Raw genomic sequence first — 13743 nt, 5'->3', positions numbered from 1 at the left:
CTTGCGCGCATCGACCTCTTCAACTGACGTTTGAACTCTGTGGATGCCGGTGTGGCCGACAGACTTCCGCAACGGTCGCAGCACCAATCCAGCGGCAGCCGCGCCAGCGCCTCAGGGGGAAGCGCTTAGACCTCGGCGCCTTCCACCAGAAACTGCACTTTGCGCTCGCCCTTCCACTCGTTCACGTCGAGGCGGAAGGCCAGCAGCACACGCGCGGGCAGCTGCTCGGTGTGGCCGAACCAGATGGCATCCACGGGGTTGCCCTGGTGGATGAGCTTGAGGGACAGGTGGTTCTTGGCCTCGCCCACCAGGCGCTGGCTCACGATCTGCACCTCTTCGCTGAAGGTGGGCGGCGCAAAACCCTGGCCCCAGACCTCGCGGTGCAGGGTGTCCACGATGTCGGCGCGGCAGTATTCAGGGGCCAGCGGGCCGTCGGTTTCGATGCGGCGGGTGAGGGTGGCGGCGTCGAGCCATTCCTGCGCGACCTGGGCAAAGGCCTGCTCGAATACGTCAAACGCTTCCTCGGCCACGGTGCAGCCCGCCGCCATGGCGTGGCCGCCGAACTTGAGGATCACGCCCGGGTGGCGCTTGGCCACCAGGTCGAGTGCGTCGCGCAGGTGAAAGCCGGGGATGGAGCGGCCTGAGCCTTTGAGTTCATGTTCCTTGCCCGGCGCGCTGCTGGCCGCAAACACGAAGGTGGGGCGGTGCAGCTTGTCCTTGATGCGGCTGGCCACGATGCCGACCACGCCTTCGTGGAAGTCGGGGTCGAACACGCTGATGGCCGGGGGCGGCTCTTCGCTCTCGTCAAACAGGCTCTCGGCCATCAGCATGGCCTGCTCGCGCATGCCGCCCTCGATCTCGCGGCGCTCGCGGTTGATGCTGTCCAGCGTGCTGGCGAGTTCTGCGGCGCGGCCCGCGTCGTCGGTCAGCAGGCATTCGATGCCCAGCGTCATGTCGGCCAGGCGCCCGGCCGCGTTGATGCGCGGGCCTAAAGCGAAGCCAAAGTCGAAGGTGGTAGCGGCAGGCGCCTTGCGACCTGCGGCGTGGAAGAGTGCGGCGATGCCTGCGGGCATCTGCCCCATGCGAATGCGTTTGAGGCCCTGAGCGACCAGGCGGCGGTTGTTGGCGTCGAGCTTGACCACGTCGGCCACCGTGCCCAGCGCTACCAGGGTGAGCAGCGGGTCGAGCTTCGGTTGGCTGCCGACGTCAAACACGCCGCGCGCGCGCAGCTCGGCGCGCAGCGCCAGCAGTGTGTAGAACATCACGCCCACGCCCGCCATGGACTTGCTCTCGAACGGGCAGCCGGGCTGGTTGGGGTTGACGATGGCATCGGCCGCAGGCAGCGCGGGGCCGGGCAGGTGGTGGTCGGTGACGAGCACCTGCAGGCCCAGCGCCTTGGCCTCGGCCACGCCTTCCACGCTGGCGATGCCGTTGTCCACGGTGATCAGCACATCGGCGCCGCGCTCGGCCACGCGGCGGGCGATGGGGGGCGTGAGGCCGTAGCCGTCGGTCACGCGGTCGGGCACGAGGTAATCCACGTTCCGGGCGCCCAGCAGGCGCAGGCCGCGCACGCCCACGGCGCAGGCGGTGGCGCCGTCGCAGTCGTAGTCGGCCACGATGACCAGGCGCTGGTTTTGCGCCATGGCGTCGGCCAGCAGGCGGGCGGCGGCGTCGATGCCCTTCAGGCCGAGGTCTCCGCCGGGGGGCAGCAGGCGGCCCAGGCCGTCGTCCAGCTCCTCATGGGCGCGCACACCGCGCGCGGCGTACAGGCGGGCCAGCAGCGGGTGCACCCCGGCCTGCTCCAGCGCCCAGGCGGCGCGGGGGGGAATGTCTCTTGCTATTATTTTCATAGCTTATGGAGTAGATCTGTCGCGCGCAGAGGCCGAAAAAGGCCTTGAAAACGCTGTGCCAGCGAGCGGGGCGCGCTGTGAAAAGTCCGTGCATTGCGCTCGCCGCACAGTGTGAGCGTTACGGGGACGCCTGCCTCGGCCTGGCGCAGCAGCTCGGTCACGGGGCCTGCATCGAGCGCGGCCCAGGCCTGGGCCCATGCGCGCCAGTCTTCGCGCAGCGCGGCATCGCGCAGCGGGGTGGGCATGTGGGGGGGCGCAGAAGGGGCGGGCACCGGCTGGGGCAGCGCGCCCGCGCCATGCACCCAGAAGGAGTTGACCACCGGCAGCCCGCGCGCCGTGCGCTCGTCGTTGAAGGCGTGGGTGTAGAGCAGCATCTGCATCTCGCTGTGCAGGCGGTGCAGGGTGCGGGCCTGCTTGGCGTCGGGCATCCAGGCGCGCACGTCGCGCAGCAGCACGCGTTCCAGCGATGCGGTGGCCAGGTGGGTAAACAGCGGGCCGCTGGCGAGCCAGCGCGTGGGCTGGTCGTAGTGCAAGGTGATGCCGTCTTCGGCAAACCAGGGCGCCACGATGCCGAGCAGTGCGCGCGATGCCGCCTCATCCAGGCCCAGTTGCTCCGGGTCGCGCAGGGTGACGTGGTCGGTGCTGACCTGCCACTGGCAGGGGGTGACAAAGGCCCAGGCTTCGCCATCCGTCGAAAGACCTTGCTGGTGGCGGTGCCAGGCGGCCCAGGGGATGTGGCCATCCTCGGCAGGCAGGCCCAGGGCGCGGGCCAGGGCGCGTTCGTGCGGGGGGGTGAAGCTGGTTTCTTCGCCGTCGTCGCTCTGGGCAGGGTGGGGGCTGAGCCGGGCAAGGAGCCGGTCCAGGTGGGGCAGGGCGAGGCCTTGTTGGGCTTGCTGGCATCCCTCCGAGGCGCTCGCGGCGCCAGGAATGAGCAAATGGGTGGTGTCCGACATCCCGCTATTGTCCGGGATGCCACAATCTGCCCCGGCCCGGCCCCGGCATTCCGCTGGGGCGAGGCCTTCTTTCCCAATCCATGAAAATCCCCTACGAACTGGCCCTGGGCTGGCGCTACACGCGCGCGGGCCGCGCCACGCGGCGCAATGGCTTCATCTCGTTCATCTCGGGCGTGTCCATGCTGGGCATTGCGCTGGGGGTGGCGGCACTCATCATCGTGCTCAGCGTGATGAACGGCTTTCAGAAGGAGGTGCGCGACCGCATGCTCAGCGTGGTCTCGCACATCGAAATTTTTGCCCCCCAGGGCGCGGCGCTGCCCGACCCGGCGCGCACGCTGGCCGAGGCCAAACAGAACCCCAACGTGATCGGCGCCGCCCCCTTTGTGGCGGCGCAGGCCCTGCTGGCGCGGGGCGAGGACATGAAGGGTGCGCTGGTGCGCGGCATCGACCCGGCGCTGGAAGGCGCGGTGACCGACCTGGCCGCCACCAACGAGAAAACGCTGAACCTGCTGGTGCCCGGCGAGTTTCGCGTGGTGCTGGGCGGCGAGCTGGCCCGCGCCCTGGGCGTGCGTGCGGGCGATGTGGTCACGGTGATTGCGCCCGCAGGCCAGGTCACCCCGGCCGGTGTGGTGCCGCGCCTCAAGCAGATGACGGTGGCGGGCACGTTTGACTCGGGCCACTATGAATACGACTCGGCCCTGGTGCTGCTGCACCATGAGGACGCGCAGCGCATCTTCCGCCTGGAAGGCCCCACGGGTGTGCGCCTCAAGCTCAAGGACCTGCACCAGGCGCGCGAGGTGGCGCAGCAGCTCGCGCAGTCCTTGAGCGGCATGCTGCTGATCCGCGACTGGACGCAGCAGAACCGCACCTGGTTTGCCGCCGTGCAGCTCGAAAAACGCATGATGTTCATCATCCTCACGCTCATCGTGGCGGTGGCCGCGTTCAACCTGGTCTCCACGCTGGTGATGACCGTGACCGACAAGCGCGCCGACATCGCCATCCTGCGCACCCTGGGCGCCAGCCCGAAAAGCATCATGGGCATCTTCGTGGTGCAGGGCGCCATGGTGGGCGTGATCGGCACGGCCGTGGGCCTGCTGCTGGGCCTGGGCATTGCGTTCAACATCGACGTGATCGTGCCCGCCATCGAAAAGGCCCTGAACGCGAGCTTCTTGCCCAAGGACATCTACCTCATCAGCAAGATGCCCAGCGAGCCACAAAGCAGCGACATCGTGCCTATCGGCTTGATCTCGCTCGTGCTGGCCTTTGTGGCCACCCTGTACCCGAGCTGGCGCGCCAGCCGTGTGAACCCTGCCGAAGCTTTACGCTATGAATAATGTAGCTATCAACCCAATACCATCAGGCGGTAATGGCCAAAATGGTTTGAAAAATGGTGCGGTGGTACTGGAGGCGAAGGGCCTGACCAAACGTTTTACCGAAGGCCGCCTGGACGTGACCGTGCTGCAAGGCGTGGATCTGCAGGTGCATGCGGGCGAAACCCTGGCCATTGTGGGTGCCTCGGGCTCGGGCAAGAGCACCTTGCTGCACCTGCTGGGCGGGCTGGATGCGCCCACGGCCGGGTCGGTGCGGCTCAAGGGGGCCGAGCTGTCGGCGCTGTCGCCCCAGGCGCAGGGCCAACTGCGCAACCAGCACCTGGGTTTTATCTACCAGTTTCACCACCTGCTGCCCGAGTTCAGCGCGCTGGACAACGTGGCCATGCCGCTGCGCATTCGCCGCATGCCTTCTGAACAAGCCCACCAGGCGGCCGAGCAAGTGCTGGCGGCCGTGGGCCTGAAGGCGCGGGTGCACCACCGTCCGGCCGAGTTGTCGGGCGGCGAGCGCCAGCGTGTGGCCATTGCGCGCGCGCTGGTCACGCGGCCCGCGTGCGTGCTGGCCGACGAACCCACCGGCAACCTGGACCGGGGCACGGCCGACGGCGTGTTCGAGCTGATGCTCCAGCTCGCGCGCGACCACGGCACGGCCTTTGTGATGGTGACGCACGACGAATCCCTGGCCGCGCGCTGCGGCCGCGTGGTGCGGATTGCCGAAGGAAAGCTGCAGGCGCCACGCGCCTGATCGCCCCCGCTGGATAGACGGGGGCGCGGGTTCAGATCCCGAGGATCTTCTTGGCCTCGGCCAGAGCCTTCATCGAATCGTCGTGTTTGCCCGCCTTGTGGTGGGTTTCGCCATCGGCGCGCAGCTGCTTGACCTTGGCAGCGTTGTCGGCCGACAGGCTGGGGTTGGTGGCCAGCTTGGCGTCGATGGCCTTCATCTCGTTGGGGCAGTTGTGGGCCAGCGCCATGCCTGCGGCGGTGGCCAGCAGGGCCGCCAGGGCCGTGGTGCGGATCAGGGAACGCATGGAATGATCTCCTTCGTGCGAATACCAGGACCGACTGAGCGGGATGCCGAGGCAGGGGCCCTGTGCCTGCGCCCGGCGGGGCTTGGGGGGCTACATCACCCGCCCGTACCACCACACCGACAGCGCCGCAGCCAGCAGAGCCAGCGCAGCGCCCGCCAGCGCGAACAGGGCAGAGATTTCGGTTTCGCGCTTTTCCACCGTCAGGCGCGAGCTGAGGGTCTGGTAGACCTTCTTGAGGTCGGCCGCCGTGGCGGCATGGAAGTATTCGGCGTTGGTGCGTGCGGCCACGGCTTTCAGCGTCTCTTCGTCCAGTCGCACGCGCATGGACCAGCCTTCAAAGCCAATGGTTTCGCCCTGCACCGTGCCCACGCCCACGGTGTACACGCGCACGCCCCGGTCGGCCGCCCACTTGGCGGCTTCGAGCGGGTCCACGCCCGTGGTGCGTTGGCCGTCGGTCAGCATGATGATGGCGGCCGAGTTGTAGGAGCCCGGCGCTACGGGGGTGAAGGGTTTGGCCGGGTCCTGCTTGCCGATTTCGTCGATGGGCTTGGGGCGCATGGCCTGGCGGCCGCCCAGGGCGGAGATGTCGATGCCCGCATCGGGAAAGAGGGTGGCCAGCGACAACATGATGCCGTTGCCTGTGGCCGTGCCGCGCTGCAGTTGAAAGCTGTCGATGGCCTTGACCAGGTCTTCGCGGCTTTGTGTGGGCAGCTGCGCCAGCTGGGCGCTGCCTGCAAAGGCCACGATGCCCACGCGCACATGGCGGGGCAGTTCGGCAATGAAGGCCTTGGCGGCGTTCTGGGCGGCGGTGATGCGGTCGGGCTCCACGTCGGCGGCGCGCATGCTGCCCGAGACATCCATGGCCAGCATGATGGTCTGGTCTTGCGAGGGCAGGGTGATCACCGCGAGGGGCCGCGCGGCGGCCAGCAGCAAGGCGATGAGCGCCAGCAGGAACAGCGCGGGCGGGATGTGGCGCCGCAGGCGCTGGCCGGGGCCGAGGGCCTCGCGCACCAGCGACAGGCTGGAATAGTTCAGCGCAGTCTTCTTGCGCCGGTGCAGCAGCCACCAGTACAGCAGCACCAGCAGGGGCGCAACCAGCAGCAGCCAGAGCAGGGTGGGCCAGAGAAAAACCATGGTGCGGGTCCTCAGGTGGCGTAGTGGGGGTGGGGCGCGGTGGCATCCGCCGTGGCGCGGGGCGCCCGCACGCGGCGCTGGCGCAGGTCCATGAAGCGCAGCAGGGCGTCCACCAGGTCGTCGTCGGTGCACAGCTCCAGCGTGTCGGCCCCGGCGTGCGCCAGGCCATTGCGCAATGTGGCCTCGCGCTCGGCCGCCAGCTGGGCAAAGCGGCGGCGAAACGCGGCATCGTGGGTGTCCACCTGCAATTGCTCGCCGCTTTCGGCGTCGCGCAGGGTGATCAGGCCCAGGTCGGGCAGCTCCAGCTCCAGCGGGTCGAGCAGGCGCACGGCCACCACGTCGTGGCGCTGGGCGAGTTGCGCCAGGGGCTTCTCCCAGCCTGGCGCGCTGATGAAGTCGGACACCACAAACACGGTGGCGCGGCGGCGCAGGTTGGCCAGGCCGGTTTGCAGCAGCCGGTGCAGTTCGGTGGCCGCACCGCCGCCCTGGGGCTGGCGTGTGGCGGGCGTGGTGGGGGCCAGCAGGCGGTGCACCAGGTGCAGCACATGGGCGCGGCTGCTGCGGGGTGGCAGCACGGCGTCTACCGCGCGTTCGGCTTGGTGGCTGGCGCCGCCATAGAGCATGGCGCCCACGCGGTTGCCGTGGCGCGTGAGCAGGCGCGAGAGCACGGCCACAAAGCCGGTGAGGATGTCGCGTTTGGCGCGCCCTTCAGGGCCAAAGCTGATCGAGGGGCTCAGGTCCAGCAGGAACCAGGCGGTCATCTCGCGGTCTTCGGTGAATACGCGCACATGGGGCTGGTTGAGGCGGGCGGTCACGTTCCAGTCGATGTGGCGCACGTCGTCGTGTGGCTGGTACTCGCGCAGGTCGGCCAGGTCCAGCCCGCTGCCGCGCATCAGGGTGCGGTAGTCGCCCTGCAGAAGACCGTCCAGGCGGCGGATGACCTTCCACTCCAGCTCGCGCAGCAGCCGGTCGGCCTGCCCGGGCAGGGTCGGCAGCGTGTGGACTGTGGCGGAAGGGGTGTCGGGCGGCTTGTTGCTCATGGTGCAGGCTCAGGCCACTTTTTGCTCGTGGTGCAAAGGCCGCGCAGGTGCCGGAATCTTGGCCATGATGCGCTGGATGAGCGCGTCGGCATCCAGCCCTTCGGACAGCGCCTCGTACGACAGCGCAATGCGGTGGCGCAACACATCGGCGGTCAGGTCGGTCATGTCCTCGGGCAGCACGTAGTTGCGCCCGCGCAGCATGGCCAGGGCCTGGGCGCCCTCTGCCAGGGCAATGGTCGCGCGGGGGCTGGCGCCGCAGGCGATGAAGCCGGCCAGGTCCTTGAGGCCGTGCCTGGCGGGCGCACGCGTGGCGGCCACCAACTTCACCGCATGCTGCAGCAGGGAAGGGTCCACATACACCGTGCGGCATTCGGCCTGCAGCGCGGCCAGCTGCGCGGTGGTGGCCACGGGCAGCACCTGCACGGGCTTGTCCAGAGCGCGCTGGGCGATCACAAATTCTTCTTCCTCTGTCGGGTAGTCGATGAGTACCTTCATCATGAAGCGGTCCACCTGCGCCTCGGGCAGCGCGTAGGTGCCCTCGGTCTCGATGGGGTTTTGGGTGGCCATCACCAAAAAGGGCTCGGGCACCTTGTGCGTTTCGCCCGCAATCGTGACCTGGCGCTCCTGCATCACTTCCAGCAGCGCGCTCTGCACCTTGGCGGGTGCGCGGTTGATTTCGTCGGCCAGCAGCAGGTGGGTGAACACGGGGCCCAGCGTGGTGCTGAACTCGCCCGTTCTCTGGTTGTACAGACGCGTGCCCACCAGGTCGGCGGGCACCAGGTCGGGCGTGAACTGGATCCGCTTGAAGCTGCCCTGGATGGTGCTGGCCAGCGTCTTCACGGTGAGCGTCTTGGCCAGGCCCGGCACGCCTTCGACCAGCAGGTGGCCCTGGGCGAGCATGGCGACCATGACGCGCTCAAGAAAGCGGTCCTGGCCCACCACCACGCGTTTGACTTCGTAGAGCACTTGCTCCATCAGGGTGGCGGTGGCGGCGTTGTTCATGGCGGCGGGGGAGGGGGTGGTTTCCATGGTGCTCCTTGTGGAGGGTCAGGGTCAGAAGGGGGGCATGCCCACGGCCGAGGCCGCGTTCTCGATAGGCACCGCAAACCCGATGCCGATGAAGGTGCGCGCAGGCGTGGGGTTGAGGATGGCGGTGACGATGCCCACCACTTCGCCATCCAGCGTGACCAGCGGGCCGCCTGAATTGCCGGGGTTGGCAGCGGCGTCGAACTGGATCAGGTTGCTGAGCTGGCGTTTGCCCTCGGGCGAAGTGAATTCGCGCTGCAGCCCCGACACGACACCCGCCGATGCAGAGGGGCCGATGCCAAAGGGGAAGCCCACGGCCACCACGTGGTCGCCAGGGCGCAGGTTCTGGGTGGAGCGCAGGGTGGCGGCCTCCAGGTCGTCGGGCACCTTGTGCGCCTGCAGCACGGCCAGGTCGTTCTCGGGCTGGGCACCGGTGATGCTGGCGGTGGTTTCCAGCCCATCGTGGAAGGTGATGCCGATGCGGTCGGCGCCCGCCACCACATGCAGGTTGGTCAGGATGACACCCTTGTCCACGATGACCACGCCCGTACCGATGCCGCGCTCGACTTCTTCCTTGCCGTTCTTGCTGCGGCCATAGCCCACCACGCGCACGATGGAGGGGGCGATGCTCTCCACGGCGCGTGCGGCGGCCGAAGGCGGCGTCGTGGTCTCCAGCGTGCGCAGCACGGCGGCGTCGATGTCGTCCTGGGTGATCTTGCGGGTGGTGCTGCGGCTGTTGTGCCAGGCGCTGGCTACCAGCAGGGCTGCCAACAGCACCACGATGGTCCACAGGGCCCAAAGCTGTCGCAGGATGGCCGCAGAGTGTGGGGCGGCCGCCGTGGCCTGGGCCACCTCCTGCGGCGAGGGCGGTGCATCGGCTGAGGGCAGTGCAGCGGTCGCAGGCGCTGCGGGTGCGACCGCCGGATTGGGGGCACGGCTGCGGGCGGGGCGTGAGCTGCTGTAGAGGGCGGGCCGGGGCATCCTGTCACCTTTGCTCTGGGAGCCTGCGGAGGGTCTTGGGACGGCCCCGGAAGATCATTCGCAGGTTCATTGGCGCCAAGTACCGGCGCACGCAAATGACGGTAGCACGGTTTGCCCGCAAATGCACACGCAGGGCTACCGCCCCTGTGTGGGGTACACCGCATCGGGCATCATCGGCGCATGACTGCCTGGATTGACACCCACTGCCACCTGGATGCGCCCGAGTTCGATGCCGACCGCAGTGCAGTGCGCCGCGAAGCAATCGCGCAAGGGGTGGGCCATTGTGTGATTCCGGCCGTGGAGCGCAGCAACTGGGACACCGTGCGCCTGCTGGCGCACCAGCATGGGGATAGTTATGCGCTGGGCATCCACCCGCTGTACACCGGGCGTGCAGGCGATGGGGATGTGGCGCTACTTGAGCAGATGCTGGCCCAGCGCCACGCCGACCCGCGCCTGGTGGCGATCGGCGAGATTGGACTGGACTACTTCGTGCCGGGGCTGGACCCTGTACGGCAGGAGCGGTTTTACCGGGCCCAGTTGCAGCTGGCCCGCCGGTTTGACCTGCCAGTGATCCTGCATGTGCGTCGATCGGCCGACAAACTGCTCAAGGGCCTGCGGGACCTGCCGGTGCGTGGCGGGATTGCGCATGCCTTCAATGGCAGCCTGCAGCAGGCGCAGGCCTTCGTCGGCCTGGGCTTCAAGCTCGGTTTTGGCGGCGCCATGACTTATGACCGCGCCCTGCAGCTGCGCCGCCTGGCGGCTGAGCTGCCCGAGGAGGCGTTGGTCCTGGAGACCGACGCCCCCGATATCCCGCCCCACTGGCTCTACACCCCGGCCGCACAGCGGGCTGAGGGCTTGCCCCAGGGGCGCAATGCCCCGGCCGAGTTGCCGCGCATTGCCGAGGTGCTGGCGCAACTGCGGGGCCAGCCCTTGGCGGCGCTGGCCCAGGCCACCACGGTCAACGCCTGCGTGGCGCTACCGCGACTGGTGCCTTTGCTTGCCCAGGGTGGAAAATGAGGAGCAATTTGGGAGCTTTGGGCCGTGTGGTAAACGGTTTACAGCTCTCTTTTTTTGCATTTGCGCAAAAGCGTTGGCGTGGTTTCGGTCCAGAATCGGCCCATGTTTGACCCCGGTGCCACTGGCCTCATGTCCGCTCCTGCTGCCGTCCGGTGGCAGGGGCTGCCGCCCGTGGCGTCCGAGGTCACGGTGGTGCTGGTGCTGGGCAGCTTTCCGGGCGCAGCCTCCCTGCGGGCACAGCAGTACTATGCCCATCCGCAGAATCACTTCTGGAAGATATTGCAGGCCCTCTGGCCGCAGCATCCGCTGCCCGTCGCCGGGCCGGAGCACTACGCGCAGCGCTGCGACTGGCTGCTGGCACGGGGGCTGGGGCTATGGGATGTGTATGCCAGCTGCGAGCGCGAAGGCAGCCTGGACACCAGCATCCGAAACCCTCAGGTCAACGACTTTGCCCGTCTGCTCGGGCGCTGTCCCCGGCTGGTGGCTGTGGCCCACAACGGTGCCGAAAGCTTCCGGCACGCCCCGGCGGTGTTGGCCAGCCTGGGTTCGCAGCACAGGCTGCAACTGCAGGCCGTGCGGCTGCCATCGACCAGTCCGGCCAATGCGTCCTGGAGTTTTGACCGTAAATTGGCGGCCTGGGCCGCAGTGTTGTCGGCCCACCACCTGCTTTGAACGCTTTGAATGACCCGTAAAAAAGAAAAACTGCAAGAGTTGCCCGAAGTCAGTGTGTCGGACGATGGTGAGGTGCGCCACCTGCACCTGGGCACACCGTGGATCCAGGGTTCCATGCGCATTGATGAGCCCTTTGCGCTGGAGCTGGAATACGTGCAGCGCATGATGGCCTGGCTGCTGTTTGCCGACCTGGCCCAGGTGTCCAAGGGACATGCCATGCAACTGGGGCTGGGGGCAGGCGCCATCACCAAGTTTTGCCACAAGAAGCTGCGCATCTGCAGCACTGCGATTGAGTTGAATCCCCAGGTGCTGGCGGTGTGCCGCCAATGGTTCAAGCTTCCTCCCGATGGCCCGAAACTGCGTGTGGTGCTTGCTGATGCGGCCAAGGAGATCCAGAACCCCATGTGGCTGGGCACGGTGGACGCATTGGCTGTGGATCTCTACGACCACGAGGCAGCTGCACCGGTGCTGGACAGCCCGGATTTTTATGCCGATTGCCGGGCGCTGCTGACCGAGACGGGCTGCATGACGGTCAACCTGTTCGGCCGCGCGTCGAGTTTTGACCGCAGCCTCCAAAGCATGGCCCAGGCGTTTGGCAACGATGCGCTGTGGGCATTCAAGCCCACCCGCGAGGGCAATACGGTGGTGCTGGCGCAGCGCACGCCTTCCCGGCCCAAACGTGCGGAGCTGGAGGAACAGGCCGAAGCGATCCAGGCACGCTGGGAGTTGCCCACCACCAAATGGCTGCGGGCGTTCAAGCCTGTGGCTCCCTGAAAGGTTTTGACATGAATGCTTCCGTGGACATCCCCGGCCGACTGAAGGCCGCCACCCACATCGGCCCGGTGGACTGGCGCCGCATGGTGCAGTGGCTCAGCGATGACCATGTCATTTCGCCGGAAGAAGCGCAGCGCACCATTGCCCGCTGCTCGCAGGCTGAAAGCTCCCAGCATGCGCTGGTGCGGTTGGCCAGTGTGGCCATGGAGCGCGCGAGCGATGGCAAACCGCTCGATATCGAGGCACTGTCCGAGTATCTGGCCACGCGTGCCGGGTTGGCTTATCTGCGCATTGACCCCCTCAAGGTCGATGTGGGCCGCGTGGCTGACAGCATGAGCGCCACCTACGCCGAGCGCCACAAGGTGCTGCCGGTGCAGGTGACGGCCAAGGAAGTGGTGGTGGCCACGGCCGAGCCCTTCATTGACGACTGGGTGGCCGAGGTGGAGCGCCAGTCACGCCGCACGGTGCGCCGGGTGGTGGCCAATCCGCAGGACATCCATCGATTCACTGCCGAGTTCTTTGCGCTTGCCAAGTCCGTACGCGCTGCGCAGAAAGCGGGGGGGAACTCGGGTGGCAGCAGCTTCGAGCAACTGGTGGAGCTGGGCAAAAGCAACAAGCAGCTCGATGCCAATGACCAGGGCGTGGTCAAGGTGGTGGACTGGCTCTGGCAGTACGCGTTTGACCAGCGCGCAAGCGACATCCACCTGGAGCCGCGCCGCGAGCAGGGTGTGATCCGCTTCCGCATCGACGGTGTGCTGCACCCGGTCTACCAGATGCCCATGGGGGTGCACAACGCCATGGTGTCGCGCATCAAGCTGCTGGGCCGCATCGACGTGGTGGAAAAACGCCGCCCGCAGGACGGCCGCATCAAGACGCGCAACCAGCGGGGGGACGAGGTGGAAATGCGCCTGTCCACGCTGCCCACAGCATTCGGCGAGAAGATGGTCATGCGGATCTTTGACCCGGACAACGCAGTCAAGGATCTGGATGCGCTGGGTTTTGCGCAGCACGATGCGCAGCGCTGGGAGGCGTTGGTCAAACGCCCGCACGGCATCATCCTTGTGACAGGGCCCACGGGCTCGGGCAAGACCACCACGCTGTACTCCACGCTCAAGCGCGTGGCGACCGAAGAGGTCAACGTGAGCACGGTGGAAGACCCGATCGAAATGATCGAGCCAAGCTTCAACCAGACCCAAGTGCAGCCGCAGCTCGATTTCAACTTTGCCGAGGGCCTGCGTGCGCTGATGCGCCAGGACCCGGACATCATCATGGTGGGCGAAATCCGCGATCTGGAGACCGCAGAGATGGCCATCCAGGCCGCGCTCACGGGGCACCTTGTGTTTTCGACGTTGCACACCAACGACGCACCCAGTGCCATCACCCGCATGATGGAGCTGGGGGTGCCGCCCTACCTGCTCAACGCCACCTTGCTGGGCGTGCTGGCCCAGCGGCTGGTGCGCACGCTGTGCAAGCAGTGCAAGCAGCGTGACGAAACGGCATCGCGCGATGCATTGGCCGAGGTCGTCAAGCCTTGGAAGATCAATGGCGCCTACCAGCCCTACAAACCCGTGGGTTGTGTGGACTGCCGCATGGGCGGTTACCGTGGCCGCATGGGGCTCTATGAATTGCTGACCGTGAGCGAGGCACTCAAGGACCGGATCACCCAGTCCCCATCCATCGACAACCTGCGCCGCCAGGCGGTGCAGGATGGCATGCGCCCGCTGCGCCTGGCGGGGGCGCTGCGGGTGGCCGAGGGGTTGACCACCATGGACGAGGTGATCGCTGCCACTCCACCGCTGGAGTAGTGCGCCCTGCGCCGTTCAGGCGTCTCCCCGGGGCGGCTTGTGGCCCGTGCGCGATGCTTTGTTCGCGCGGTGCGGCCATGGGGCGTTACTGGATGTAGGTGGAATCCACATTCGCGCGGGCCGTGCTTGCACGCA

13 protein-coding genes are annotated in these 13743 nt (G+C 67.5%); 6 read left to right on the top strand and 7 right to left on the bottom strand.

Going from position 1 to position 13743, the window contains the following annotated elements; genetic code table 11:
- Positions 1-125: 125 nt before the first annotated feature.
- A complete protein-coding gene (recJ, locus tag A1D30_RS14190; RefSeq protein WP_063461353.1) occupies positions 126-1850 on the bottom strand; it encodes a single-stranded-DNA-specific exonuclease RecJ in 1725 nt (574 codons plus the stop codon).
- Positions 1847-2803 (bottom strand): hypothetical protein, encoded by a 957-nt coding sequence (locus A1D30_RS14185; RefSeq protein WP_063461352.1) that lies wholly within the window; start codon positions 2801-2803, stop codon positions 1847-1849. Before A1D30_RS14185 ends, recJ begins: the two co-directional genes overlap by 4 nt.
- 80 nt (positions 2804-2883) lie before the next feature.
- Here A1D30_RS14185 and A1D30_RS14180 point away from each other — a divergent pair, with 80 nt between their 5' ends.
- Positions 2884-4137: a lipoprotein-releasing ABC transporter permease subunit gene (locus tag A1D30_RS14180; protein ID WP_063461351.1), complete on the top strand. Its 1254-nt coding sequence runs from the start codon at positions 2884-2886 to the stop codon at positions 4135-4137.
- Positions 4138-4183: 46 nt separating this feature from the next.
- Positions 4184-4876, top strand: a complete 693-nt coding sequence (gene lolD / locus A1D30_RS14175) for a lipoprotein-releasing ABC transporter ATP-binding protein LolD (protein WP_063461350.1) — start codon at positions 4184-4186, stop codon at positions 4874-4876.
- A gap of 31 nt (positions 4877-4907) precedes the next feature.
- Here the strand turns inward: lolD and A1D30_RS14170 are convergent, their stop codons facing one another.
- The 5 genes from A1D30_RS14170 to A1D30_RS14150 form a co-directional block, all read right to left on the bottom strand.
- A complete protein-coding gene (locus A1D30_RS14170; protein ID WP_063461349.1) occupies positions 4908-5159 on the bottom strand; it encodes a hypothetical protein in 252 nt (83 codons plus the stop codon).
- A 90-nt stretch (positions 5160-5249) separates the two neighbouring features.
- Positions 5250-6293: a VWA domain-containing protein gene (locus A1D30_RS14165; RefSeq protein WP_063461348.1), complete on the bottom strand. Its 1044-nt coding sequence runs from the start codon at positions 6291-6293 to the stop codon at positions 5250-5252.
- Between the two features lie 11 nt (positions 6294-6304).
- A complete protein-coding gene (locus A1D30_RS14160; RefSeq protein WP_082836454.1) occupies positions 6305-7333 on the bottom strand; it encodes a DUF58 domain-containing protein in 1029 nt (342 codons plus the stop codon).
- 9 nt (positions 7334-7342) lie between these two features.
- Complete coding sequence (locus A1D30_RS14155; RefSeq protein WP_063461347.1) at positions 7343-8362, bottom strand: AAA family ATPase; 1020 nt, start codon at positions 8360-8362, stop codon at positions 7343-7345.
- A 24-nt stretch (positions 8363-8386) separates the two neighbouring features.
- Positions 8387-9340, bottom strand: a complete 954-nt coding sequence (locus tag A1D30_RS14150) for a trypsin-like peptidase domain-containing protein (RefSeq protein WP_063461346.1) — start codon at positions 9338-9340, stop codon at positions 8387-8389.
- A 180-nt stretch (positions 9341-9520) separates the two neighbouring features.
- Between A1D30_RS14150 and A1D30_RS14145 the strand changes: the two genes are divergently transcribed.
- From A1D30_RS14145 to A1D30_RS14130, 4 genes are all read left to right on the top strand, one after another.
- Positions 9521-10357 (top strand): TatD family hydrolase, encoded by an 837-nt coding sequence (locus A1D30_RS14145; RefSeq protein WP_063461345.1) that lies wholly within the window; start codon positions 9521-9523, stop codon positions 10355-10357.
- A gap of 129 nt (positions 10358-10486) precedes the next feature.
- Entirely contained in the window at positions 10487-11029 is a 543-nt protein-coding gene (locus A1D30_RS14140; RefSeq protein ID WP_063461405.1) for a DNA-deoxyinosine glycosylase, read from the top strand.
- A 9-nt stretch (positions 11030-11038) separates the two neighbouring features.
- Complete coding sequence (locus tag A1D30_RS14135; RefSeq protein ID WP_063461344.1) at positions 11039-11803, top strand: hypothetical protein; 765 nt, start codon at positions 11039-11041, stop codon at positions 11801-11803.
- Positions 11804-11814: 11 nt separating this feature from the next.
- The gene (locus tag A1D30_RS14130) at positions 11815-13608 is read left to right on the top strand and encodes a GspE/PulE family protein (protein WP_063461343.1); all 1794 of its coding nucleotides are present in this window, start codon (positions 11815-11817) and stop codon (positions 13606-13608) included.
- The last annotated feature ends 135 nt before the right edge of the window (positions 13609-13743 follow it).

The organism is Acidovorax sp. GW101-3H11 (genome assembly GCF_001633105.1).
GTDB lineage: Bacteria > Pseudomonadota > Gammaproteobacteria > Burkholderiales > Burkholderiaceae_C > Acidovorax.
The sequence above is the reverse complement of the archived record's forward strand: the minus strand, read 5'-3'. Positions and strand labels throughout refer to the sequence as shown.

Bases quoted from the DNA above. Each gene is read 5' to 3' on its own strand.
- A1D30_RS14135 (WP_063461344.1), top strand. From the start codon at position 11,039: ATGACCCGTAAAAAAGAAAAACTGCAAGAGTTGCCCGAAGTCAGTGTG.
- A1D30_RS14170 (WP_063461349.1), bottom strand. From the start codon at position 5,159: ATGCGTTCCCTGATCCGCACCACGGCCCTGGCGGCCCTGCTGGCCACC.
- recJ (WP_063461353.1), bottom strand. From the start codon at position 1,850: ATGAAAATAATAGCAAGAGACATTCCCCCCCGCGCCGCCTGGGCGCTG.
- A1D30_RS14150 (WP_063461346.1), bottom strand. From the start codon at position 9,340: ATGCCCCGGCCCGCCCTCTACAGCAGCTCACGCCCCGCCCGCAGCCGT.
- A1D30_RS14145 (WP_063461345.1), top strand. From the start codon at position 9,521: ATGACTGCCTGGATTGACACCCACTGCCACCTGGATGCGCCCGAGTTC.
- A1D30_RS14130 (WP_063461343.1), top strand. From the start codon at position 11,815: ATGAATGCTTCCGTGGACATCCCCGGCCGACTGAAGGCCGCCACCCAC.
- A1D30_RS14180 (WP_063461351.1), top strand. From the start codon at position 2,884: ATGAAAATCCCCTACGAACTGGCCCTGGGCTGGCGCTACACGCGCGCG.
- A1D30_RS14140 (WP_063461405.1), top strand. From the start codon at position 10,487: ATGTCCGCTCCTGCTGCCGTCCGGTGGCAGGGGCTGCCGCCCGTGGCG.
- A1D30_RS14155 (WP_063461347.1), bottom strand. From the start codon at position 8,362: ATGGAAACCACCCCCTCCCCCGCCGCCATGAACAACGCCGCCACCGCC.
- A1D30_RS14165 (WP_063461348.1), bottom strand. From the start codon at position 6,293: ATGGTTTTTCTCTGGCCCACCCTGCTCTGGCTGCTGCTGGTTGCGCCC.
- A1D30_RS14160 (WP_082836454.1), bottom strand. From the start codon at position 7,333: ATGAGCAACAAGCCGCCCGACACCCCTTCCGCCACAGTCCACACGCTG.
- A1D30_RS14185 (WP_063461352.1), bottom strand. From the start codon at position 2,803: ATGTCGGACACCACCCATTTGCTCATTCCTGGCGCCGCGAGCGCCTCG.